Source organism: Shewanella piezotolerans WP3 (assembly GCF_000014885.1).
Classification (GTDB): domain Bacteria; phylum Pseudomonadota; class Gammaproteobacteria; order Enterobacterales; family Shewanellaceae; genus Shewanella; species Shewanella piezotolerans.
In genome coordinates this window covers 551330-574197 of the sequence record NC_011566.1, presented here as the reverse complement: position 1 = coordinate 574197, position 22868 = coordinate 551330, and the positions used below count along the sequence as shown (strand labels likewise).

Below are 22868 nucleotides of genomic sequence, written 5' to 3'. Positions count from 1 at the left end.
AGCATAGTTATTCTACGTTCAAATTCATTAACGCAGCATCAAAGCCGCTAAAACTCGCCTTTAGGAGTGTTTTTGGCTTGCTACTTCTGCGTTGAATAAACTCATAAGGGAATAACCATTATGTCATTTATTCGCCTTGAATTAGCGTGCCAAAAACGCTCTGAGTAGATCAACTTCTTATACTGATTGGTATTAGATAGCAAAATGCCCATCAAAGATGGGCATTGGGATTCAGATATTGCTACAAAGCGCTGACGCTTAGTCCAATTCGTCTTCCTCTTCATCACGGACTTCACCATCTTCATCGATGAAGTAAGTGCCCCAGCCGTCATAATCCACTTTCTGCTTGTTGGCTAACAGCAATAATTTTTCACAAGCGGTGTCGAGCAACTCAACCTCAAGCTTATGAGAAGCGACAGCATCAAAACAGATAATCACCGAACCATCTTCCAGCTCCATCTCTTCTGCATCATTCACCTCAAAACCTAATTTGAAAGCGTCTACAGCTGCTTTTTCTAAGCGATCAAAATTGGTCGATGAGAAGTGATGTTCAATGGTGTAATCAGCATCTGGCAATGAACCGTCAGCAAGGATCGCTGCTACGATTTCACGGTTCTCAGCTTTTTGTTCGTTTAACAGGCGTTCTATAGACATCAGTAGCTCCTCAAAAATTTCGCGAAGATTATACCGCTTTAGTCATTAATGCTGAAGCTTCTTGGTTCAACTGTGATAACTTTTCCGACATCAAAGTATGAATACGTTTCGAAAGCTCTTTCACTTGTGTTTTATCAAACCCTTTGGTTTCGATAGGCTCCATCATTTCAATAATCACTACACCATTATTCCAGCGGTTTAGTTTGATATGACCTTGGTTGGACGCCAACACAGGCACCATAGGCACCCCTGCCGCAATAGCAGTGTAAAAAGCACCCGCTTTAAAAGGTAGTAGCCCCTTGCCACGAGATCGAGTTCCTTCGGGGAAAATCCAAACTGACAAACATTTGTCTTTGATTTTTCTTGCCGTCGCAGCCATGGTATCAAACGCTTTGCTGCGATTCTTACGGTCAATCAATATGTTACCTGACAGCCAATAAATTTGTCCAAACAGTGGCATCCAAGCAAGACTTTTCTTACCTAAACTGACAGTACCTTTTGGTACAGCTGCAGTATGGGTAAACATATCGAAATTATTTTGATGATTAGCGAGGAAAACACAAGGTTCTTCACTTTCGCCTTTAGAGTTGCGAACAATGACCTTAATGCCGAGTACAGGCGCTGCCCAAGAAAAAATCTTAGCAAACATATGCACGTTGTCACGGTGACGTGGTCGTAAAATGCAAGCTAAGCCACCGATAATAAAGGCTAAAACTAACATAACAGATAAGATCAAACATCTAAGGATTAACAGCACTACAATCTCCCGCGATTTAATTGGCGTCAGTATAGCCAGCAAGTTCTAGCGACTCAATGTTTAGTTTACACATGTAGCCTGAACCAGGCCTATACAGTAGTGCATTCTGTTTACTTTAGCGCATCTAACTTAAGTGAACTTTAACCTAGTGCACATAATAAACCCGCGAATTCTAGCCTATATGGAGCACGGTCAAGGTCAGACCTCATTAGCCGCTAGCGGCTAAAAGCTAATATTTATGCCTAAAAGACAACACTAATCTAAAGCAAATAGCACTTACAGCTAAGGTCGCCACTATCGCTGCGCCGCTAGGTAGATCAAATGAAGCTGATAACACCAGTCCTGCAACATAGCCAAATAAACCAACAAAGTAGGCCCAACCCAGCTTGAATCGACTATTAAAGTGATTAACCGCGAGTGCAGGAAGTATCAATGAACTAAAGACCAAATAGACTCCGACAAGCTCAACAGAAAGCGTGATGACGATCGCGAAGAGTAGATAGAAACCACGGCCAACAAGGATCTGAGGCTTTAGGGCTAATAGTAATAATATGGCGCCATAAATTGTCGCAGGAAACACTAATTGACTCCAGCTGACCCAAAGGATCTGCCCAGACATCAACTCTTTTAGCATCTCTGCTCCGTGAGGATCATTCGATAACAGCAACATGGCAGCCACCGCCGCCAACACGTAGAAACAACCAATAATTGCTTCAAGCTCGTCGGCCATCCGTTTTGACAACCAAGCGATGAAGCCCGCGCCTGCAATGGCAAACAGTGCTGGCATCCAAATATTAGAGAACGGTAACGCCTCAATATCATGATTAAGGTGACCAACAATTGCCCCTAATGCAGCCACCTGAGCAATGGCAAGATCAATAAAGATGATGCCGCGCTTTAAAACTTGTTGCCCAAGTACAACATGAGTAGACAAAACCAGCATTCCGGCGACGAAAGCAGGCAGTAAAATTGATAATAGGTCCAAATCAAACATTGGTATTAACTCTGATTGAGTAATTAAAATAGCAGGTAAACGCTAGCATCGACGCTTACCTGCTCCACGCTAAAATAGCGGTTATTGAGCAGCGAGCAATAGATCAATCACGCTGTCATACAAGCCAAATAGATCAATGCTATCGTCATTGCCCCCCACTGACATTGGCAGCATAATAACCGGTAAATCAGCTCGTTCTCCTAACCAGTCAGCCCCACGCTCGCTTTGATATGAGGCGATAATAATCGCCATAATATCGCCCTGTTTAGCTCGGGTCAGTAACGTGGCCAAGTGTGAACTACTTGGCGGGATCCCAGGCTTAGGCTCCAGATCGGCAACCTGCTCTATGCCTAACCAGTTATAGAGGTATTTAAAGCTCGAATGATAAGCGATAACTTTGTTCCCCTGTAATGGTTTTGCTTTTTCCTCCCAGCGTGGGATGGCGTCATTCCAGCGCTGACTAAAGCGAGTCAAATTACCTTGATACTCAGCAGCGGAACCGGGATCAATTTGAGCCAGCTTTTGCGTTAATGCCTCAGCAACCCCAAGCAAACGTCTCGGATCAAAATGCAGATGGGGATTACCCTTTGCGTGAACGTCCCCCATAGAGCGATCGACTGAGGCCATTTGATCGAGAGTATCGATTTGCTCGGCAGCAAAAAATAAACCTTGGTCGGTTGAGCGTACTTTCGCGTTTGCCGATTTCATCTGTAGCATAGGCAACCAGCCAATCTCTAAATCTGCTCCGGCACAAACCGCTAGATCAGCTTGGCGCATTTTAGCGATCAGGCTAGGCCTTGCTTGCACCTGATGCGGATCTTGCATCGCCGTTGTGGCCGAATAGATACGGGCATCTGGTGCCAGCTCTTTTGCTAACGCAGCATACTCAGGTTCACAGGCAAAAATATTTATTCCTGCGACAGCACTGTTTGCCGCCCCTAACGCCAGAGTAAGAGTGAGAGCTTTTAGCCCTCGAGTAATAAACTGCTTAGAATTGATGCGCACCGTGAGCCCCCAGAGTCATAACATATTGAAGAGTAATAACGTTATCGTCTTCTATACCATCAAAGTTAGTGCCTTGTTGGTTGGTATATTGCAAACGAACGGTTGAAAAGTGGCTGTGATGCCAAGCCAAACTAACTTCTGTTTCTTTCAGTTTTTGCGGGTCAAAGTGGTCATCATGCATCAATTGAGTATCTACCTGACCATAACGCACACCTGCGGACCACTTTGGCGAGAACTGATAAACACTGCTTAAGTACCAACCATCTTGGTAATCTTTACCTGAATCACCGTGGGCATCGCTGCCATGGTCATCATGCTCTTCCTCTAATGGTTTAAAGTCAGCCACTCTAAAATATTCGCCGCTTAGAGTCAGATGCTGATATTTGTAGTTACCGTTAGGCGCCCACTTGTAGACAAAATCTGCCACATAGGTGTTTTCACCTGTGTACTGCGCGCTATGGCTATGATCATGGTCATGATCTTCTTGAACGGCGGCATGATCATCATGCTCTTCAGCAGTCATACGACCATTTTCATTACGTAGATAGCTTAAACCCGCCTGCCATGAACCGTTAATACCTGCATCGCCACCAATCTTGGTAAATGCTGTATAAACACCAATGGTTTTATAATCGCGTTCACCATGCTCATCTGCGGCTTGCATGCTGTCGCCTTTAAATGCCTCGGCTCCCATAGTCCAATATAGATCTGTCGGTGCTACATAGCTCACTCGCAGGCCATCATCAAAATAGTGACTGCCTAGAAAGGCACGGTAGGCTGCAGGCCTGTCAGAAAATGCATCAGTGTGTACATGCTGATTATTTAGGTAGCCAATGTCTGATAAGAAACGACCCGCTCTCATGGAAAGGCCATAAGGCATTGCCATTGTTTGAATGAACGCTTCTTCAAGGCCTAGCTCAGTCTCACCATCGTGCACCTCGATTACAGCAGTTAACTTGCCATAGAACATGTCATCGATATTGGCACTCATCGCCACTTCTGTGTGACCAAGGCCAAAGCCTTCAACACGCTCACTCATGGGGCGTTCAGTGTTTTGATAATAGCCATCTAATACTGCACTTATCGCAGGGTTAGTTAGGCTTGAATCTTCCGCATAAGCGTTGATTGAAAAAAAAGCGCATGCAGCAGCTACACCTGTAAGGCGTATAGTTGAAATAGTCATTTTGTCTCCGAAATACAGCTAAGCAAAGCCTTCCCTTTGGGAATGCCTAATTAATTTTCTAGTTTTTAATTGAGAGGCTTAAGCTGTGAAAGGAGGAGCGCGGCTATTGAAAAAACTCACATGACGTGAATTAAAAACGGGCAGGATATACTCTTTGCTCTCAACAAACTGTCGCTCTACCGCAATATGTATTTCAAAGCTAGGTAGCAGCTTATTGACGTGGTGTTGGTGATAACACAGAGTACAATGGTTTTGAGCGCCATCATCCAAATGACTCAGATCATGAGCGGACGCTGCAAATGACAGGCACAAGAATACGGCAATAAGCCCTATTACAAGTTTCTGCTTTACGCTACTCAGTTGAATCAAAGTGTTAACCTTGTTTACAAAAAAACAAGCCAATTCTATGTCGTTCGAGGTCGAAGTCAAGCGTTCACTAATTGAAAGCGTTACAAAGTGTTTGTGATACAAATCACTTAAACTTGAATGGCAATTAATACTGTCTTAAGCTCATACAACTAATATAACTGCTGTAAAATGCATTCATAGTGATATGAAACAAGAGTTTATTTATTAATAAGGCGCAAATACTATGCTTGAACTTCTTCGCTCAAACTTAAAATTTCTTATTTTGACGTCGCTATTTTTTATTGTGGTGCTTGGCGGAATTTATTACGTTGAAGCTGCACTTGAAGCGCAAGTGCAGGTTATTGACTAACACTGCAAACCTATTGATGTGTTAGCACTCGAATTAAATCTAGTGCTAACGCTATCAGCTAGCTAAAACTGCCGACAATAGTGATTAACGATACTTCTGCCGTTCTTCACTGTTATCAACTTGCTCAGGCGCCTCGGTGACTTTCATATGATCCATCATATGACTTACTAGCAGTAACATCACCGCAAATATCGCTACCGGGATACAGATATTGCGTATGCTTTCGTCGAAATACCCCCATACTATTGCCATAAAGCCAATATAGAAACCCGCCATTTTGACTCGAGCCATCGTCGCACTCTTGCCTAACCATGCGCTACATAGTGGGCACTGGATCTCTCCACTCAAGCCTTTTCCTCTGTGGTTGACTATTTTGTCGATCGCGAAAGACTTAGAACAATGTGCACATATCAAAGCGGTTTCTCTCTATCATCAGTAAAAATCGTTGCATGACCAACAAAGGTCAATAAGTGGCATATACAGCCAAAAACAGGCTGCCAATTCTAACAGATTACGCTTTGGTCAGGGCGTTATTTTGCTCAATACAGCTATCAAACTCACAACACCCAGTTAATACACACACATGAGTTAGCTGTCATTATTTCAATTCCTAACGAACCGAAGAAGCTTAGTTGCTCTGATTTGACTACCTATTTAATACAATTGGTATAATATTAGAACTTCAGGGAACTAACGGACGTTTACAGATGCATAGATTGCTTACCCCGCTGATCTTTATCAGCTTATGCTTTTTTTCCTCCATCATATCTGCAAATGATGCTCCACTAACAAAAGAACTCAACAAAATCCAAAGCGCCATTGATAGCGATGCTAAGGTGCTCGTCGGGACTAAAGGCGAAATAAAATCATTTCTAGAGTATCGAATCAGTCGTAATGCCGCTTTATTACAGGAAAAACTCAAAGAGCAAATTGAGGCAACACCACCTAATTTAGAGATGCTTAAGCCTTATATTGTTAAACAGCTTGCGTTCACTAACTTAGTTGAGGACTATTTTAACGATCAAAAGAAAGCATTAATGGGTCAGGTGGGAGCCGACAATGACCGCAAGATAATGCTGCAATTGATCCATATTCAGCGGGAACAAGACAAGCTCTATGTAGCCGAGAAGCAGTTAATCGATTGGGCATTAATGGCTGGTGTTGATGTAAAAGACAAAAATCAACAATTCATTGCAGCACTGGTAAACAGAGCAGACGACCTCGATAGTTTTGTTCATTACAATCAGTCTCGGCTCGCTCAAGCCGTTGCGGATGTCACCGTCGCAGGTAAAGATGTTAGCAGTGACCAAACGGCCATAGTCGTTGAGTTAAAAGAGCGTCTTGACCAAAGCTCAACAAGCCTGTCGATAGCCATTGGCTTACTTGATGATTTAGGGCAAGACACTGCGATGTATAAGCAAACCCTATTTAGTATCTCAGGCGATATTACTCAAGACGTCCTTAACTTCGATGTTGCAAGCAGCCTACTCAGTGAGTGGATGTCAATTGCCAAAACCCAAGCCTTAGAAAATGGTGCTAGCGTAGTGTTTAAGCTCATTATTTTCAGTCTAATTCTGTTTCTATCCAGTTTGGTTGGCAAAATCGTTAAACGGGTAGTACAAAAAACAGTAAGCAATTCTAAGCTTAAATTTAGTTTGCTACTGCAAGATTTCTTTATCTCACTCTCTGGGAAAGCTGTTTTTGCTTTAGGCTTATTAATTGGTCTATCACAACTCGGATTTGAATTAGCGCCACTGTTAGCAGGTTTTGGTATTGCAGGTGTGATTATTGGTTTTGCCCTGCAAGATACCCTATCTAACTTTGCTTCAGGCATGATGATTTTGATCTACCGTCCATTTGATGTCGACGACCTCATTAACGCCGCAGGTGTTACCGGCCGAGTCAGCCATATGAGCCTGGTATCAACCACGATCAAAACGCTAGACAACCAACGATTAATTATCCCCAATAATAAAATCTGGGGTGACACTATCAACAACATTACTGTTGAACATCAGCGCCGCGTCGACCTAACCTTTGGCATCGGTTATGGCGATAACATTGAACATGCTGAAAAGGTGCTAAATGAGATTGTCATGGCGCACCCTAAGGTACTAAAAGATCCTGAACCTTTAATTAAGTTGCACGTATTAGGCGAGTCGTCTGTGGACTTTATTGTCCGCCCTTGGGCAAGGCCAATAGATTACTGGGATGTTTATTGGGATATTACCCGCGAAGTGAAAATGCGCTTTGACGCTGAAGGGATTAGCATTCCGTTCCCGCAACGCGATGTACATATCTATCAAACGACCTAGAATACACGTCCAGAAAAGCCCCACCAGCAAGTGCTGATGGGGCTTTTTTATTAGGAGTAAGTTTTTAGGCTAAACCAATAATCTCATCATCAGCATCAATATCTATATTCAAATAACCTGGCTTAATCCCGAGTCCAGGCATCGTCATCACTTTACCAACGAGTGCGGTAATGAAACCAGCACCAGCATTAAGTCTTAACTCGTTAATCGGCAGTTCAAAGTTACGGGGCACTCCCTTCACATTCGGATCATGGCTAATCGACATAGGTGTTTTAGCAATACAGACTGGCAATTCACTGTAACCCTGCTTGTGTAACCAAGCTAACTGCAGCTTTGCCTTGTCTGACAGAGAAACACTGGCAGCGCCATAACCGACTTCGGCCAAGGTCATCAATTTGGACTCTAACGTATCTGTTGTTTCGTATAAACAGTTGAACTCGGACTCTACCATTGTTGCTGCATGAACTACTTTTGCCAGTTCAGCCGCCCCTTGAGCGCCATTAGCAAAGGCATCACTGATTGCACAGCCAAATGCATTGGTCGTTGCTACCTTGGCCTGTAACCAGTCAAGCTCCGCTGAAGTATCTGTTGGGAAACGATTAATCGCTACCACAACAGGCGCACCGTATTGGTGTACATTATTGATATGCCATTGTAAGTTGGCAAAGCCAGCCTCTAAACGAGCCATATCAGGTTGATCGATGGCTACCTCAGATTCAATACCGCTATTAGCCTTAAGCGCTCTTAAGGTCACTACAACCACAGCTGCTGATGGCTTATATCCTGACTCTCTAACCTTAATATTACTGAATTTTTCAAAGCCCATATCAGAGCCGAATCCCGCTTCAGTCACCACCACATCAGCCAACTTTGAAGCGATACTATCAGCTATAATCGAGGAGTTACCGTGGGCAATATTGGCAAACGGACCTGCATGGATAAAGCAAGGATCCCCCGATAACGTTTGCATTAACGTTGGCTCAATGGCATCACGCATGATCACCGTCATCGCTCCCGCCACGCCGATATCTTCTGCCGTAATAGGTTTACCAACTAAATCGAGTGCTAGTACGAGTCGACCCACTCTTTGACGCAGATCCTTAACATCTCTGCTTAATGCAAGAATCGCCATCAATTCAGATGCTTTCGTAATATCAAAGCCCGAACTATGCACAGGTCCGTTTACCGCTCCAAAACCCACCTCAATTTGTCTTAAACTGCGCTCATTGTGGTCTACAACTCTACGCCATAAGATATTTTCAGGGTCGATATTCACTGCGTTAAGGCCTGACTCTTTTGTGAAAGCTATGGCACCTAATCTCGTTTCATGAAACAGCCGGGCATCAATCGCCGCGGCGGCAAGATTATGAGCACTGCTCACTGCATGAATGTCACCAGTCAAATGTAGATTCAACTCCTCCATTGGCACTACTTGAGCATAGCCGCCTCCCGCAGCACCGCCCTTGATCCCAAATACAGGTCCCATGCTTGGCTGACGTATGCAAGCGCACGTTTTAACTCCAATAGCATTCATCGCCTGAGTTAAACCTACAGTGGTAACTGTTTTCCCTTCGCCATAGGGCGTAGGAGTTACCGCAGTGACAATGACCAGTTTAGCATCAGGCTTGCTAGCTAAGCGATTAGTCACAGACAATGAGATTTTGGCCTTATTCGCACCGTGCACAGAGAGTTCTGACTCGACAATTCCAAGATTGGTCGCGATTTCAGCAATAGGTTTACAGACATGTTTACGAGAAATGTTTATATCTGACAGCATTGGTATGTATCCACTGTTTTATTTGTTGTAGGGTAAACTTGCTTGTAGTGCAATATAGTGGATCTGAAACCACGGTAGAATAGTGATACGACGCTATTTTAGCTTTTCATAATCTACATCAATAAAATAGACAGGAATAGCTCATGCGAAGTAGCGAATTTCAACTATCACAGTTTGTCGCGGGATTTTGGCGAGTCGCCGACTGGCAGTTATCAGCCCAACAGCGTTTAACCATTATTGAGCGCTATATTGAGCTTGGCGTTTACAGTATGGACCACGCCGATATATATGGTGGCTATCAATGTGAATATCTATTTGGTGAGGCCTTAGCTTTACAACCAAGATTGAGAGATAGCATCCAACTCATCAGTAAGTGTGGCATAAAATTGGTCACTGATAAGACTCCTGACAACGACCTCAATCATTACGATACCAGTCGCCAACACATCATTAAAAGCGCTGAAGCATCACTACAAAATTTGCAAACCGATCACTTAGATCTTCTATTGATCCACCGTCCCGATCCATTGATGAATGCCGATGAAGTCGCTTCAGCTTTCGAAACTCTGCACCAACACGGCAAAGTACGTCACTTTGGCGTGTCTAATTTTAGTCCGCAACAGTTTGACCTTTTGCAGTCTCGCACGTCACAAAAGCTAGTGTGTAATCAAGTAGAAATTTCCCCCACTAACATGACCACATTGCATGACGGTACCTTAGATCACTGTCAACAGCACAATGTGGTACCAATGGCGTGGTCTTGCTTGGGCGGTGGTAATATATTTGAGGCTAACGATCCGCAATCTCTAAGACTACGTGCAGTACTGGAAACTATCGCTGATGAAGTCAATGCACAGAACATCAGCCAAGTGATTTATGCTTGGGTGCTTGCTCTCCCTAGTAAGCCTCATCCAATCATTGGCAGTGGCAATATTAGCCGAATTGAGTCTGCTGTGAGATCCAATAAGATTACACTAACACGGCAACAGTGGTTTAGTATTTGGCAAGCATCTACCGGCCATGGTGTACCCTAGTATCGCTAGTTTTTAGACACAAAAAAGGCGCTATTACGCGCCTTTATATATGGTAACGGCTTACAAGAAGCTAATTTCGCCCGTTAGATGTGGACGGCGGCCTTTTTGATCTCTTAATTCAAAAACTAAACTATCTTGCTGTTGCTCAGCGGAAAAACTAACATTGCCAGGCATAAACAAAGGGAGCTTAAAGGCGACATCAATCTTGCACGGCTTATTGACGATCTCTGGCATAACTTGTGCGATACAACGCCCCTTAGACCACATTCCGTGGGCCAACACCCGGTCAAAACCGAAACGTTTCGACAATACAGGGTGCAGATGAATAAGGTTATAATCTCCCGATGCTTTAGCGTAACGGCGACCTAAGTCCTCACTTAGACTCCACGCTTCAGGCGCATCCCAATTCATATCACTTGCTTTAGGCGGACGCACGCGTTTTGTTTTACCTTCAATACGGTAAAGATAGGTCGATAGTGATTCCCAAACCAGCTCGCCAGCTACAAAGGCCTTTGATACTAATTCAAATTCCAGACCTGAATCTGTCATCTGACTAGTGGTTAACGAACATTCAATATCATAGTTTTCTGCCACGCTTGTAGCGCGATGCAGAGTGATACTGTTCTTTAAGTGGATCATTCCCAGCAAAGGAAACGTAATCGCTTCGTGAGTAAAAATCATCGCATGTAATCTAAATGCCATCACATACAAATAGGTAGGCGGTAAGGTTTGACCATCAAACTCAAAACCACATACTTTGGCATACTGCTCGACCTTATCTGTAGCTAATGCCACATTGGGACTGCTCACTTTAATCATAGGCAGCGGCTGTTCATCCCACCCAGGTTTACGCCCAAAAAATATCTTTCGATAAAGCGAAAACAGCGATGGCATAGCCTTTAAATCAATACAGTAATCTTTACTCAAACTAATCAAACCTTACATTAGAACGCAGACAAAAATAAAACGAGCGGCGGATTATACCCTAAAATGCCCGAAGCCGATAATCCACATTAGAACAGCTTTAAATACAACTGCTTTGCCAACAGTTTTTACTGCTTACTCCGTAAGGCGCTAGGTAGGCTTGCACACTCTTAGCCCCCACTAAATGCCCTGCCCCCACAACCACGAATAAAGGTTGTTTTGTTGTCGCCGAATTCATCAGCTCGATCAGTTTACTCGCCATGCCCTTATTGCGACCCCATAACATCCGCTCTACCATCTCTGTATTACCATCACGTAGCATTTCCCCTTCCATCAAGTCGGCCAGTTCTGCTTCATCACCGCTGCGCCAGGCCGAAATCAGCTCTAACATATCAGAATCGGGCGCCTCTATTGCTTCACGCACCATCTCCCACTGTGTCTCAGGGCTAAAAGAGGACAACAGCTCAAACTGAAACTCAGTGCTTTCTAGCTCATAAATAGGGCGATGCCCCGCTTGCTCCACTAAAACAGAATCAACACCATAAAGAGCGCTATAACCTAAAGCGGTATAACGTCCTATGCTTAACTGCATCGATTGCAACCAAGGTGCATAGCTGCTTAACGCAGTACATAAGGCCGCCTTATCCTGACAATAAGTCGCTAACACTTGTTTAGTATCATCATCCATAGGTATAGTTTCGGTGCCGTATTTCTGCAATAGCGCTGGTACGTTTGCGCCTCTAACATCAGCTTCAACGACTAACGCTTTTGATTGCAAAAATGCCTGCTCAATTTGTTCGGCAAAAGGGTAAAAATCAGCTTTACCAATGTGAATAGAGCCCAATAAGTAAGCTGTTTTACCTTGATAATCTATTTGATAAAACGGTGGTTTATCGGTGGGTGCAGCGTTAACAAACGTTGCCAACAATAGACTAGAAACACTAACTAACGACAATAAAGTTTTCTTGATACTTGTTGCCAACATACTTGCCCCTTATAATTCAGCAAATTTTAAAATGAGAGGCTGTTATGCCACACACACAGGTTACCGAGCAATTAAAAGCCAGTTTGCAAACCGCATACCGCCAAGCTATCGATGCAGATACCAGACTTGATGAGCTAAAAAAAGCGGGTCACGTTAAGTTTGATACTATCTTTACCAAAGACGAAGGCTTTACTACTGCCAGCAATCGCTTTCAGCCTTATGTACAAGAACTCGCTGCAGAGATGGAAGCCATGACTCAAAACACAGAGACCATGACGCAAGCGCTTGAAGGTTATGTGCGTAAGCTTGGCCTATTATTGCAAACTATGCAGGCTTTTAAATCTAACGCCAAATAAATTAACAGTAAGAACAGTCCATTAATGGCATAGCAACCAACCTTAGCGCATAGAGGTCATCGGTTGCTACTAATTTGTTAATGGATTGATTTTTGTCATCTAAATGTCATTCTAGCGTCATATAATTTTCTGCCTCTTAGATACTAAGTATTAGATATTAGGTAGACGATATGACCGCCATTGATCTCAAAAATGAACTCGCTAAAATCATCGAGCGAGAAAAAATCAACGCGGTTTTTCAACCCATCTGTAATATCTCAACTTTCCAAATTCATGGCTTTGAAGCGCTGAGCCGTGGTCCAGAACACAGCCCGCTTTATTCTCCTGTGCCGCTATTTAAAACCGCAGCCTATGAAGGCCGTTTATCTGAGCTTGAAAGTTTATGTCGTAAGATATCTATCCAGCAATTCAAAAATGGCGCGCTACCCGGTAAGTTGTTTATCAATATCTCTCCGAAAGCACTGCTCGACCCCAATCATGCCAAAGGACTGACTTTGAGCTTAGTGCAGGATTTAGGGATCCATCCTTCACAAGTTGTAATTGAGCTTTCAGAACAATACCCTGCCGATGATATCGATCTGCTAAAGTCTTGTTTAAATCACTATCGCAGCCAAGGCTTCTTGACCGCTATTGATGACTTAGGTGCCGGGTACTCAGGCTTAAGACTATGGTCAGAGCTAGCACCTGATTATGTCAAAATTGATAGACACTTCATTGATTCGATTGATTCCTCTCCAGTTAAGCAGGAGTTCGTTCGCTCTATCGTGGCTCTTTGCCAAAACTTGAGCTGCAAAGTTATCGCCGAAGGCATTGAGACAGAAAAAGAGCTCGCAGTATTAAAACAGTTAGGCATTATCTATTGTCAGGGCTATTTGCTTGGCCGTCCTGAAGCCTCACCAAAAACAAGCATTTCGCGTCAAGCAAATATAGAACCAATTACTCATCACATTAGATTCGCAGACTCCGCAGAAAGCCTCAGTTGCGGTGCGATAACCTGTGAATCAGGGACCAAACTAAAAATTATCGGCGAACAATTTAATCAACAGCCGGCCTTACGGGCGATAGTGGTAATGGATAGGCATAAGGTGATCGGCCTCATTGCACGTTCGCACGTCATCGAACTTTTCAGTACTCCCTATGGTCGCTCGCTACATGAACATCAAGCTGTTGACAATATTCTCGACAACAATGTGATTCAAATAGAGGCCCACCAACCTTTGTCCCTAGTGAGCCAGCGACTAACGTCAGAATCAACAGGGCTTGTCGCTCAGCAATTTATTGTCCTAAAGCAAGGGCGGTTGTTGGGTATTGGCCATACTAAAGATCTTCTAGCACAAATCACTGAGCAAAAGATCACTGTCGCACGTCATGCAAACCCGTTAACAGGCTTACCTGGCAATATCCCTATCCAGCAGGAGTTACAACGATTAAAGCAACAGAAAAAGCCATTTTATTTGGCGTACTTCGATCTATCGTATTTTAAGCCTTACAACGATATCTATGGCTTCAGCCGTGGTGATGAAGTCATCATGGAGGTCTCTCGATTATTACTGCGCCAGCAAAGCAGTGACAACTTTGTCGGTCATATTGGAGGGGATGATTTTGTAATAATAAGTACCTGTGATGAGATTCTGCAGCAAGCTCTCTGCATCATTGACGAATTTGAAGCAGTAAAATCACTGTTTTACTCAGATAAACACTGGATAAAACAACGCATGTTGGCGGAAGATAGAAATGGGGTTACTTGTTATCACGGTTTAATTGCGTTAACGGCAGGAGTATTACCACCAATCATCACTTCAAACTGCAATGAACATCAGCTGTCCGTCTATAGCGCACAAGCAAAAAAACAGGCTAAGCAAGCCAGTAGCTCATTTAGCCTATTTCAGTTACAGCAAGAAAAAATTGCTTAGTTTTAAGCACTAAACATGATTAACGAGAATCAAATCTTGGGTGCAACGGTATCTTTTAACCAAGATTTCAATAGCGCATTTTCGTAACGATTTGGTCTGCTATTGGTCTTGTTAATTGAGTACATAAAGTTCAGGTCAGTCAGCTTCTCATCGCCCGCAATGATCACTTGCTCACCTTCAGTGATTTTATAACTAAAGGTTATGCGCGGTGGATAGAGATCTTTAACGACTCGAAGATCATTTGTCGTCGCCCCGAATGAAGGTCTCACATCACCAGCTAAATCGAGATCAGTAACCACCATTTCTAGCTTTTGGTTTGGCTTTAGAACTCTAGCCGCTTCCTTATTGAGGTTTTTAGTTAACTCTTTAAAGGTACGAGCCTCAAAGCGAGATTGAATATCACCGCTGGACTTAACATCACGAAAACTTTTTGGGTCTTGCCACTCAATTTTAACAATACCATCTTCAGTAATCGGGTTTTCAACTGCTTCATCAGTAGCCATTGCCGATGTGGTTACCATTGAACCTGATAACATTAGTCCTGCGACGAGTAAGTATTTTAAATTCATATATTGGCTCCACAGTTAAACAAAGGGTATGTTCTATTTCTCAAGTATAAGCGCCTTTAGCTGAATCACACCTTAATATAAAACGTCTAATATTCAGCCAGTCTTATATAAGTAGACCACACTACATATCGATTTGTTGCATCAATCTGTATCAGTTCACGATTAGACAAGTTTGGGATAATACTTGTTTGCATTCTCAAGCCTAAATATTATCCTGTCAGCAACAGCTCATAATCTATATCAATTGGATTTTTTCATGCAAAAGTTTGCTCCAATCATTTTAGTGATCGTCATTTTTTCTGCCCTAGCCTGGGCTATCGTCAGTATCAATGAGTCAGAACAGAGTTCATCTTATGAGACTTGGTCCTCTTTCGTATATAAGAGTGGCTATAATTCGGGAGGATACGACAAAAAAGACAACTTTGATGATTACTCTAGCTGTAAGGCATTCTCTCAACAGCAATCTAAACAACTGAATAATGCAACTTGGGAGTGCGGTCTTAATTGTAGTTTTGATTCAATGCGTCAAGGATTTCATTGTGAAACAATGACTAACGAATAAAAATGTTAACAGCATTGGTACCCCACAATCTCTAATCGTAACAATTATCAGTTACTCACAATAAACAGATGTACATTTAACTAGCTGTTTAGATTCACATTTACAAACTCCAAGTGTTAAACAATCCTCTGCTCACTTTTCGTTCAGCTTTGGTACATGAAGTATTCGATAACATACGTATCAAGCAAACGCATCCCCAGAGGAAAACCTCTTAGCTAAGCCACTATATGTGCAAGTTAAGAGAAAGCAGTTCCTATACTGGTCACTAATTAATACTTGGAGTCAAATATGAACTACTCAAACATTACAAAACTACCATTTTCAGGTCGTCTAGCATTTATTGCTGCAATACTTTTCTCATTCAGCTTCATTGGCCAAGCAAGTGCCAATGACTTCACTCCAGCCGAGCAAGCTGCAGTCGACGGACACTTTGAAATCCTTGCAGAACAGCAAGCTCAATCAGACCAAGAGCTAGAGAGTAAACTTCAAGCAGAGTTTGACGAGCAGGTAAGCGACTCTGAAGAGGAGTTTATGGAGCTAACATGTGAAGCGCACGGTTATGACTTCGACAGTGAAATTAGCGCTTGTACTGAATAGATATCACAGTAAAAAAAACGAGGCCTAGCCTCGTTTTTTTGTATTTAATATCAATTTATACTGATTGGTATTACTCATTCAGCGCGCCTTTTTAAAACGGAAAGGCGGCGCTCAATAATGGATAAGTAGCCTTTAGCTGTTTTTTCTTATGAGAGAACTTCTTTCCCGCTGGCGATGCTTGTCCTGATGGCACATAAGGCAGCTCATCATCGGCGCGCTCTTCGTAAAGCTGACCAGCGATCAAATCATACTCATCTAAAAATGGGTATGCATAGCCATCTTTCTCTGGCCATTGCGTCAAATTGCCAAGTTCATCGGGCGACTCTACAACTTTGTCGTACCAATCTTTACCGAGAGATATCAAAAAGCACCTAAATTCAGCAAAAGCGTACTCTGAATCACAACCTGTGATGATGTAAGCAGCGCCCCAAACAGTCCATGAATAGCTGCGGCGCATCTGTTGGCCAAAGATTTTATCAAAATCACGCAACTCTTGATTACTCAAAGGCTCAAGTTTCTGTTTCAATGTTTCAGCCAAATCTGTTTGATTTTGCGTGGGAGAAGTACGGCTAACCAGCTCCCAAAACTGTGACTCTGTCATTATGCTCTCTAAAATACGGTTGCTATGACGCTATTCTAGCGTAATCCTCAATAAAAGAGTTAGCAAACTAATGACAATTAGTAACCCGCTAGTGTGGACTCATAGCGCTGATTTTTTTACACTCACTGCGGTCTAAGCAAAGAATTAACCTTTTATACAACAAAGTTAGGAAGCCAATGAAGAAGCCTCACCCCATGCTGGCAGTTTTGATGTTTATCTATGTATTACTGGCTTTTGCCGCTCTGTGGCGCACTGCGACAACCCAATCCTATGACTTATTCACTTTAGGTGTTTTCCCAGTATTATATGGACTTATAATGCGCCGCTATTGGGCTGCTGTGGTACTCAAAATATATTTGGCGATTCAAACCGTAGCGCTATTAGCATTAGCCACTGCAGCTGTTATCGCTTACCAAATTACTCCGGAAGATGTAAAAGTGGTTTTTCAAGGCCGTGATATTCCTATTAGTGCCATAGTTTTCTCAGCATTAATTGCCATGAGCTTCCAATATTGGATTGCCTTTAGTCAAAAGACTAAAGATTACTTAAAACAAGAAGAATAAGTTTCAATTTAACAAGTATTACCATCGCATTATAATACGGTGGACAAACCATATAACTAATAATAACGACAAGTGGTAAAGCTATATATGAGCGATTTACAACCGAGTGAACTGTCAATTCTGCTGGTTGAGCCTTCAGATACTCAGCGAAAGATAATTGCAAACCGGTTAGAGCAAGAGGGCGTCAAACAGATCCAAACAGCAACTAACCTTCAGCAGGCCCTCAGTATCATTAAACGCCATCAGCCTGATCTGATTACCAGTGCAATGCATTTTGAGGACGGTACAGCCCTAGAGCTACTCAAACAACTCAAATCAACAGAGCAATTTAGTGACATTCAGTTCATGCTAGTCTCTAGCGAATACCGCCGGGAGCAATTAGAAAGCTATCGACAATCAGGTGTTGTGGCCATTCTGCCAAAGCCATTTACTTCAAGTCATCTTGGCAAAGCACTAAATGCAACAATTGACCTACTTAGCCACGATGAATTAGATCTGACTCATTTCGATGTACAAGATCTACGAGTACTGGTGGTCGATGATAGTAAAATGGCAAGAAATGTCATTAAGCGCACAATCACCAACCTTGGTTTACGTATGATTACCGAAGCCCAAGATGGCCAAGAAGCGATTGAGATCATGCAACAGCAGATGTTTGATCTGGTGATCACCGATTATAATATGCCCAGTGTTGACGGTTTAGCACTGACACAATTTATTCGCAACGATAGCGAACAATCTCATATTCCTATTCTGATGGTGTCATCAGAAGCCAATGACACCCACTTAAGTAACGTGTCACAAGCAGGTGTTAATGCACTATGTGACAAACCGTTTGAGCCTCAAGTGGTCAAACAAATCCTGTTTCAACTGCTCGAAGAGTAGAAAAATTGAGAAATCGTTCCTATTTTTGACTTTAAAGGCTATTTCATAGGCTTAAAGCGCTTTTCAAATGCAAAAGCTTGTGGCATGTTAGATAGCGCTACTAACAAATAAATCTACGGAAAGAAGAGACGATTCAAATGAATAAGACTGAACTTGTTGCAAAAATGGCTGAATCTGCGGAATTAACGAAAGCTGAAGCCGCACGTGCATTAAAATCTTTTGAAGAAACTGTTGCAGAAGCGATGAAAAATGGAGAGAAAATCTCTATTGTTGGTTTTGGCTCTTTTGAAACTTCAGAGCGTGCAGCTCGCACAGGTCGTAACCCACAGACTGGTAAAGAGATCCAGATCCCAGCGGCTACAGTACCTAAGTTTAAAGCGGGTAAAACGCTTAAAGATAGCGTTAACTAATCACAATCTCTGTGATTAATATAAAACCTCCTCTAAGGAGGTTTTTTTATGCCCTTTGCCTGCAACAATTCTTAATATATGACGAATGCTCTATCTTGTTCCGTACAGAATTTGCTATTGCCGTCTTCTTTGGCCTTCAGATAGAGGAGAGACCAGGCCAATGAAGGCCTACTGACAGCGATTAACCGCAAATTCGCCTTGCCTTCTGCACTTAATATTCCCACAGTATGAACAGAGACTAATACAGTTAATAGAACTGCTGTAATATTGCACTAAACCAGTGCCCTCTGCCCTAGATTGATTCAATTCTACTTACAGACATAGTAGCTGCATAATTAAACAGCTGTTTTATAACATGAAAATTTCTGGCTTGGTCTTTGCTTTATCCTCCACGACAATGACAAAAATGATTATTCTAGGGGAAGAGAATGAACAAGCTATTAATAGGTACAGCTGTTATTACCACAACTGCATTGCTGAGTGTTTCAGCACATGCTGCCGTTGAAGCCAATATTGGTGCAACATCTAACTATTTGTGGCGCGGTATAACTCAAACAGATGATGCTGTTGCAGTTCAAGGTGGAATTGATTATAGCCATGATGTGGGCTTCTACGCAGGAACATGGGCATCCAATGTCGATTTTGGTAATGAGACAAGCTACGAGATTGACTTCTATGCTGGGGTTTGCAGGCAGCGTAGGGACGAGTTTGGTTACGATATCAGTTATCTCTACTACGCCTACCCTGATGCTGATGACAGTGTTGATTTTGGCGAAGTGACGCTAGCTGCCAGCTGGAAATGGATTGAAGTCAGCTACGCCCATGTTGTGAATGCGGGTGACGATGTCACAGGCGACCCTACACTCGATGAGAAAGATATGGGATACCTACAAACAACCTTAACTTTCCCTCTATCTGATACTCTTTCAATTGCCGCTCATTACGGTTATTCAACAGGAGATGTGGTTAGCGCTTGGTACGGTACAGACAACTATGCCGACTACTCACTGTCTCTCAGTAAAGATACCGACTTTGGCACCGTCTCTTTTATGGTGAGCGACACAGATCTTGAAGAAGATGATGCCAAAGTGCTGCTCGGTTACAGCTATAGCTTTGACCTCTAGCAACTAAGTTTTACATTAGAAATAGCTCCACTCAGAGTGTTTTTGGCGAGCTGGTTCAACAGCCATGCATGATTTAATTCCAATTTAATACAATCAGAAGCAAGTAGCCAAAAACACTCCCTATGGTCGAACTTTAGTGGGTCCGATGCAGCATTAATACCAATTGCATTAAAAGTTTGACCATTCAGCGGCAATTCAAAACGCTGTAGGCACGTAGTGGGATTTGAGCTAATAGTTATTCTCGGCTCTGGCATCCTGCTTCGCTCTCGATAATTGCTCCTGCATTATTCTACCTTCGACCATCCTTGGTCTCGTACCTCCTAAATCTGACCGCCAAGGAGGGCCGGAATGTCTTATTTTGTATGGAACAAAATAAACCATTTAGTCGTATACCCAAACCCCATAGCGAAGCATACAGCGTTTGCCAATTTGTTTAACCTCAGCCGCACTACGTGAGCCCCTCAGCCTTTCCATTTCTGCTTTGCATTGGCTTAAAAGAGAATAACCATTTCTTTACCAATGCGCTTTGAATTGAAAAGACTGAGGGGTTCTGAACTGCTCAAATACTTAATGCAATTGGTATAACAATGCTTGAACGCAAAATCACTACGCTTGTAAGCAACATGTTCAAGTATGTTCCTGACACGCTAACTACATCCCCTCCCAGTAGGTCAAATACAGAAGGGACAAAAGCAAAGATGAGCGAAGATAGATACTCTCGCTGATCGCGAAAGGGGATATACTGAGCGATATACCCCATCAAAAAGCGCTTATATCAACACTAAAACAGCGCCGTTTAACGTTATTTAATTTCATGTTCACTAGCGTTTGCTAGAACTTTAAACCATCGAATCAATGAAACTGTAATTTTGTTACACAGATCGCATATTTTTATTTAATTGCCTGCTAAATTCCTTCTTAAGCGCTCACTAATGTGGCAGTGAACAATGCCAATGCGAGCACGAGAAAATCTGTTATTAACCTATAAGTATCAATAACATTCTTACGATTCGGCAATACAAAATGCCAAGAGAATGGATACTTCTTAAAGAGGAATTCGTGATGGCTCAGATACTAGATTTTGTGCCCAACGATGCAGAAATTGAAGCGTTAACAGCCCCTAAAAACAAAAAGGCTGCTGATGATCTAGCGCACAAGAAAGATGTCAAAAAACGCTTAGAAGCCTACTTGGAAAGAACCCAGCTAAAACAAGCAATGGGCGATGACGAGTTCTGGGCTTAATACCAAAGATATAAACGCAACAAAAAAGCTCCTGAAAAACATCCAGGAGCTTTATGAAACAAGTCTATTGTAGGCTTATATTACAAACTACGACTCAGCAGCTTCCGTTTCACGCTTCTTAAGAAAGTACTCTCTTGTCAACGCAAACACGACAGGGCTTAGTAATGCCAATGCGATTAAGTTTGGTATCGCCATCATTGCGTTTAACGTATCTGCAAGTAGCCAGATAAACTCTAATGAGCTGACTGCACCTAAAGGCACCACGATCACCCAAAGGATCCTAAACGGCTTAATCGCTTTAACACCAAACAGGAACTGTACACACTTCTCACAATAGAAACTCCAGCCCAAAATAGTGGTAAATGCGAAAACTGACAAAGCAATTGCGACCACATAGTTACCTAACGGGAATGCATGGGAAAAAGCAAACGAAGTGAGTGCTGCGCCGTTCTCACCTGATGTCCATGCCCCTGACACTATAATCGCCAAACCTGTAATGGTACAAACGATCAAAGTATCAATGAAGGTACCTAACATAGCGACTAAACCCTGAGCCACAGGATTGTTCGTTTGAGCTGCAGCGTGTGCAATCGGCGCACTACCAAGGCCCGCCTCGTTGGAAAACACACCACGAGCCACACCAAAGCGAATTGCCGCCCATACCGCAGCACCAGCAAAGCCACCTTGCGCAGCGACAGGATTAAATGCACTGTGAATAATCAATTCAATTGCCGCTGGAATTTCTGCAGCATAAACCACCAATACCGCAATACCTGCTGCGATATAAAAAATGGTCATAATAGGTACAAGCTTACCGGCAACATCAGCAATACGCTTAATGCCCCCCATTAATACAGCACCTACTAAGACCATTAATATCAAACCAGTCACCCAAGTAGGTACGCCAAAGTTACTGCTTAATGCATCAGCCACTGAATTAGCCTGTACAGTATTACCAATACCGAAACCTGCTAGAGAACCAAATAGTGCAAACGCTGTACCTAACCAAGCCCACTTTGAACCTAGACCATTCTTGATGTAGTACATTGGGCCACCCACGTGGTTACCATTGTCATCAACTTCACGGTATTTAACCGCTAATACCGCTTCGGCAAACTTGGTGGCCATGCCGACTAATGCCGTACACCACATCCAAAATAGCGCCCCTGGTCCGCCAATAAAAATGGCAGTTGCAACGCCTGCAATATTACCAGTACCAATGGTGGCTGATAATGACGTCATTAGCGCGTTAAACGGGCTAATCTCACCTTTCATTTTTTTGTCTTTATCAGGAATACGGCCTGACCAAAGCAGTTTAAAGCCAGTGCCCAGTTTTAAGATTGGCATTAGGCGTAAACCAAAAGTGAGGAATAACCCCACCCCTAAGATCATGACGAGCATAGGAGTACCCCATACTACGCCGTTGATCATGCCAACAAATTCAGTAATAGCTTCCATTCAAACCTCGTTGATACAGATTATTTGTAGTTATTTTTATCGTTTTATTTTTATGTAATACCAATTGTATTAAGTATTTGGCCAGTTCAGAGCCCCTCACATAGTGCAGGGGTCAATATACGCTCTAGACTTCGCTATGGGATTTGGATATAGAATAACTATTAGCTCAGATCCCACTGCTTGCCTACAGCATTTTGAATTGCCGCTGAAAGGTCAAACTTTTAATACAATTGGTATAAGGC

The 22868-nt window shown here is 42.8% G+C and carries 25 protein-coding genes; 12 read left to right on the top strand and 13 right to left on the bottom strand.

What is annotated here, in order from left to right; translation table 11 throughout:
• Positions 1-258: 258 nt before the first annotated feature.
• From rraB to SWP_RS23300, 6 genes are all read right to left on the bottom strand, one after another.
• The gene (gene rraB / locus SWP_RS02530; RefSeq protein WP_020910765.1) at positions 259-654 is read right to left on the bottom strand and encodes a ribonuclease E inhibitor RraB; all 396 of its coding nucleotides are present in this window, start codon (positions 652-654) and stop codon (positions 259-261) included.
• A 28-nt stretch (positions 655-682) separates the two neighbouring features.
• On the bottom strand, positions 683-1411 hold the full coding sequence (locus SWP_RS02525; protein ID WP_044555592.1) for a 1-acylglycerol-3-phosphate O-acyltransferase: 729 nt from the start codon (positions 1409-1411) through the stop codon (positions 683-685).
• 229 nt (positions 1412-1640) lie between these two features.
• Positions 1641-2405, bottom strand: a complete 765-nt coding sequence (locus tag SWP_RS02520; RefSeq protein WP_020910762.1) for a metal ABC transporter permease — start codon at positions 2403-2405, stop codon at positions 1641-1643.
• An 81-nt stretch (positions 2406-2486) separates the two neighbouring features.
• The gene (locus SWP_RS02515; RefSeq protein ID WP_143711227.1) at positions 2487-3353 is read right to left on the bottom strand and encodes a metal ABC transporter solute-binding protein, Zn/Mn family; all 867 of its coding nucleotides are present in this window, start codon (positions 3351-3353) and stop codon (positions 2487-2489) included.
• Positions 3354-3393: 40 nt separating this feature from the next.
• On the bottom strand, positions 3394-4593 hold the full coding sequence (locus tag SWP_RS02510) for a hypothetical protein (protein ID WP_020910760.1): 1200 nt from the start codon (positions 4591-4593) through the stop codon (positions 3394-3396).
• 78 nt (positions 4594-4671) lie between these two features.
• Positions 4672-4962 (bottom strand): ABC-type zinc uptake system zinc chaperone, encoded by a 291-nt coding sequence (locus SWP_RS23300; protein ID WP_228371103.1) that lies wholly within the window; start codon positions 4960-4962, stop codon positions 4672-4674.
• Between the two features lie 223 nt (positions 4963-5185).
• On the opposite strand from SWP_RS23300, the gene SWP_RS24600 reads away from it, so the two are divergent.
• A complete protein-coding gene (locus SWP_RS24600; RefSeq protein ID WP_020910759.1) occupies positions 5186-5311 on the top strand; it encodes a hypothetical protein in 126 nt (41 codons plus the stop codon).
• 84 nt (positions 5312-5395) lie between these two features.
• Here SWP_RS24600 and SWP_RS02505 read toward each other — a convergent pair whose 3' ends face one another.
• Complete coding sequence (locus SWP_RS02505; protein WP_338057155.1) at positions 5396-5659, bottom strand: hypothetical protein; 264 nt, start codon at positions 5657-5659, stop codon at positions 5396-5398.
• A 359-nt stretch (positions 5660-6018) separates the two neighbouring features.
• Between SWP_RS02505 and SWP_RS02500 the strand changes: the two genes are divergently transcribed.
• Positions 6019-7626 (top strand): mechanosensitive ion channel family protein, encoded by a 1608-nt coding sequence (locus SWP_RS02500; RefSeq protein WP_020910757.1) that lies wholly within the window; start codon positions 6019-6021, stop codon positions 7624-7626.
• A 64-nt stretch (positions 7627-7690) separates the two neighbouring features.
• Here SWP_RS02500 and SWP_RS02495 read toward each other — a convergent pair whose 3' ends face one another.
• Positions 7691-9403 (bottom strand): formate--tetrahydrofolate ligase, encoded by a 1713-nt coding sequence (locus tag SWP_RS02495; RefSeq protein ID WP_020910756.1) that lies wholly within the window; start codon positions 9401-9403, stop codon positions 7691-7693.
• A gap of 143 nt (positions 9404-9546) precedes the next feature.
• Between SWP_RS02495 and SWP_RS02490 the strand changes: the two genes are divergently transcribed.
• Complete coding sequence (locus SWP_RS02490; RefSeq protein WP_020910754.1) at positions 9547-10437, top strand: aldo/keto reductase; 891 nt, start codon at positions 9547-9549, stop codon at positions 10435-10437.
• Between the two features lie 60 nt (positions 10438-10497).
• On the opposite strand, the gene SWP_RS02485 is transcribed toward SWP_RS02490, so the two are convergent.
• Both SWP_RS02485 and SWP_RS02480 read right to left on the bottom strand, forming a co-directional pair.
• Positions 10498-11331: a MaoC/PaaZ C-terminal domain-containing protein gene (locus tag SWP_RS02485; protein ID WP_187148554.1), complete on the bottom strand. Its 834-nt coding sequence runs from the start codon at positions 11329-11331 to the stop codon at positions 10498-10500.
• Positions 11332-11461: 130 nt separating this feature from the next.
• On the bottom strand, positions 11462-12346 hold the full coding sequence (locus SWP_RS02480; protein WP_020910752.1) for a TraB/GumN family protein: 885 nt from the start codon (positions 12344-12346) through the stop codon (positions 11462-11464).
• Positions 12347-12390: 44 nt separating this feature from the next.
• Between SWP_RS02480 and SWP_RS02475 the strand changes: the two genes are divergently transcribed.
• Complete coding sequence (locus SWP_RS02475) at positions 12391-12702, top strand: hypothetical protein (protein WP_020910751.1); 312 nt, start codon at positions 12391-12393, stop codon at positions 12700-12702.
• A 170-nt stretch (positions 12703-12872) separates the two neighbouring features.
• Positions 12873-14615, top strand: coding sequence for a bifunctional diguanylate cyclase/phosphodiesterase (locus tag SWP_RS02470; RefSeq protein ID WP_020910750.1), 1743 nt, complete (start codon positions 12873-12875; stop codon positions 14613-14615).
• Between the two features lie 29 nt (positions 14616-14644).
• Here SWP_RS02470 and SWP_RS02465 read toward each other — a convergent pair whose 3' ends face one another.
• Positions 14645-15184: a DUF3016 domain-containing protein gene (locus tag SWP_RS02465; protein ID WP_020910749.1), complete on the bottom strand. Its 540-nt coding sequence runs from the start codon at positions 15182-15184 to the stop codon at positions 14645-14647.
• Between the two features lie 256 nt (positions 15185-15440).
• Between SWP_RS02465 and SWP_RS02460 the strand changes: the two genes are divergently transcribed.
• Together SWP_RS02460 and SWP_RS02455 are read left to right on the top strand one after the other, a co-directional pair.
• The gene (locus SWP_RS02460; RefSeq protein WP_044555591.1) at positions 15441-15746 is read left to right on the top strand and encodes a hypothetical protein; all 306 of its coding nucleotides are present in this window, start codon (positions 15441-15443) and stop codon (positions 15744-15746) included.
• 288 nt (positions 15747-16034) lie between these two features.
• The gene (locus tag SWP_RS02455; RefSeq protein WP_020910746.1) at positions 16035-16343 is read left to right on the top strand and encodes a hypothetical protein; all 309 of its coding nucleotides are present in this window, start codon (positions 16035-16037) and stop codon (positions 16341-16343) included.
• 91 nt (positions 16344-16434) lie between these two features.
• Here the strand turns inward: SWP_RS02455 and SWP_RS02450 are convergent, their stop codons facing one another.
• On the bottom strand, positions 16435-16944 hold the full coding sequence (locus SWP_RS02450) for a DUF4240 domain-containing protein (RefSeq protein WP_020910745.1): 510 nt from the start codon (positions 16942-16944) through the stop codon (positions 16435-16437).
• A gap of 176 nt (positions 16945-17120) precedes the next feature.
• Here SWP_RS02450 and SWP_RS02445 point away from each other — a divergent pair, with 176 nt between their 5' ends.
• The 5 genes from SWP_RS02445 to SWP_RS02420 all read left to right on the top strand — a co-directional run bounded on the left by SWP_RS02445 (position 17121) and on the right by SWP_RS02420 (position 21168).
• Positions 17121-17507, top strand: a complete 387-nt coding sequence (locus tag SWP_RS02445; protein WP_052634154.1) for a hypothetical protein — start codon at positions 17121-17123, stop codon at positions 17505-17507.
• A gap of 87 nt (positions 17508-17594) precedes the next feature.
• Complete coding sequence (locus tag SWP_RS02440; RefSeq protein WP_020910743.1) at positions 17595-18392, top strand: response regulator; 798 nt, start codon at positions 17595-17597, stop codon at positions 18390-18392.
• Between the two features lie 137 nt (positions 18393-18529).
• Complete coding sequence (locus SWP_RS02435; RefSeq protein ID WP_020910742.1) at positions 18530-18802, top strand: HU family DNA-binding protein; 273 nt, start codon at positions 18530-18532, stop codon at positions 18800-18802.
• 428 nt (positions 18803-19230) lie between these two features.
• Positions 19231-19926, top strand: coding sequence for a TorF family putative porin (locus SWP_RS02430; protein ID WP_020910741.1), 696 nt, complete (start codon positions 19231-19233; stop codon positions 19924-19926).
• A gap of 1062 nt (positions 19927-20988) precedes the next feature.
• Positions 20989-21168 (top strand): hypothetical protein, encoded by a 180-nt coding sequence (locus SWP_RS02420; protein ID WP_044555588.1) that lies wholly within the window; start codon positions 20989-20991, stop codon positions 21166-21168.
• Positions 21169-21255: 87 nt separating this feature from the next.
• On the opposite strand, the gene SWP_RS02415 is transcribed toward SWP_RS02420, so the two are convergent.
• Positions 21256-22626 (bottom strand): alanine/glycine:cation symporter family protein, encoded by a 1371-nt coding sequence (locus tag SWP_RS02415; protein WP_020910739.1) that lies wholly within the window; start codon positions 22624-22626, stop codon positions 21256-21258.
• Positions 22627-22868 lie beyond the last annotated feature (242 nt).

Excerpts from the sequence above, each read along its gene's own strand:
- SWP_RS02455 (WP_020910746.1), top strand. The coding sequence starts at position 16,035 with ATGAACTACTCAAACATTACAAAACTACCATTTTCAGGTCGTCTAGCA.
- SWP_RS02460 (WP_044555591.1), top strand. The coding sequence starts at position 15,441 with ATGCAAAAGTTTGCTCCAATCATTTTAGTGATCGTCATTTTTTCTGCC.
- SWP_RS02415 (WP_020910739.1), bottom strand. The coding sequence starts at position 22,626 with ATGGAAGCTATTACTGAATTTGTTGGCATGATCAACGGCGTAGTATGG.
- SWP_RS02445 (WP_052634154.1), top strand. The coding sequence starts at position 17,121 with ATGAAGAAGCCTCACCCCATGCTGGCAGTTTTGATGTTTATCTATGTA.
- SWP_RS02520 (WP_020910762.1), bottom strand. The coding sequence starts at position 2,405 with ATGTTTGATTTGGACCTATTATCAATTTTACTGCCTGCTTTCGTCGCC.
- SWP_RS02420 (WP_044555588.1), top strand. The coding sequence starts at position 20,989 with ATGGCTCAGATACTAGATTTTGTGCCCAACGATGCAGAAATTGAAGCG.
- rraB (WP_020910765.1), bottom strand. The coding sequence starts at position 654 with ATGTCTATAGAACGCCTGTTAAACGAACAAAAAGCTGAGAACCGTGAA.
- SWP_RS02470 (WP_020910750.1), top strand. The coding sequence starts at position 12,873 with ATGACCGCCATTGATCTCAAAAATGAACTCGCTAAAATCATCGAGCGA.
- SWP_RS02435 (WP_020910742.1), top strand. The coding sequence starts at position 18,530 with ATGAATAAGACTGAACTTGTTGCAAAAATGGCTGAATCTGCGGAATTA.
- SWP_RS02495 (WP_020910756.1), bottom strand. The coding sequence starts at position 9,403 with ATGCTGTCAGATATAAACATTTCTCGTAAACATGTCTGTAAACCTATT.
- SWP_RS02480 (WP_020910752.1), bottom strand. The coding sequence starts at position 12,346 with ATGTTGGCAACAAGTATCAAGAAAACTTTATTGTCGTTAGTTAGTGTT.
- SWP_RS02510 (WP_020910760.1), bottom strand. The coding sequence starts at position 4,593 with ATGACTATTTCAACTATACGCCTTACAGGTGTAGCTGCTGCATGCGCT.
- SWP_RS02450 (WP_020910745.1), bottom strand. The coding sequence starts at position 16,944 with ATGACAGAGTCACAGTTTTGGGAGCTGGTTAGCCGTACTTCTCCCACG.
- SWP_RS02500 (WP_020910757.1), top strand. The coding sequence starts at position 6,019 with ATGCATAGATTGCTTACCCCGCTGATCTTTATCAGCTTATGCTTTTTT.
- SWP_RS02485 (WP_187148554.1), bottom strand. The coding sequence starts at position 11,331 with ATGCCATCGCTGTTTTCGCTTTATCGAAAGATATTTTTTGGGCGTAAA.
- SWP_RS02465 (WP_020910749.1), bottom strand. The coding sequence starts at position 15,184 with ATGAATTTAAAATACTTACTCGTCGCAGGACTAATGTTATCAGGTTCA.
- SWP_RS02475 (WP_020910751.1), top strand. The coding sequence starts at position 12,391 with ATGCCACACACACAGGTTACCGAGCAATTAAAAGCCAGTTTGCAAACC.
- SWP_RS24600 (WP_020910759.1), top strand. The coding sequence starts at position 5,186 with ATGCTTGAACTTCTTCGCTCAAACTTAAAATTTCTTATTTTGACGTCG.
- SWP_RS02430 (WP_020910741.1), top strand. The coding sequence starts at position 19,231 with ATGAACAAGCTATTAATAGGTACAGCTGTTATTACCACAACTGCATTG.
- SWP_RS02440 (WP_020910743.1), top strand. The coding sequence starts at position 17,595 with ATGAGCGATTTACAACCGAGTGAACTGTCAATTCTGCTGGTTGAGCCT.
- SWP_RS02490 (WP_020910754.1), top strand. The coding sequence starts at position 9,547 with ATGCGAAGTAGCGAATTTCAACTATCACAGTTTGTCGCGGGATTTTGG.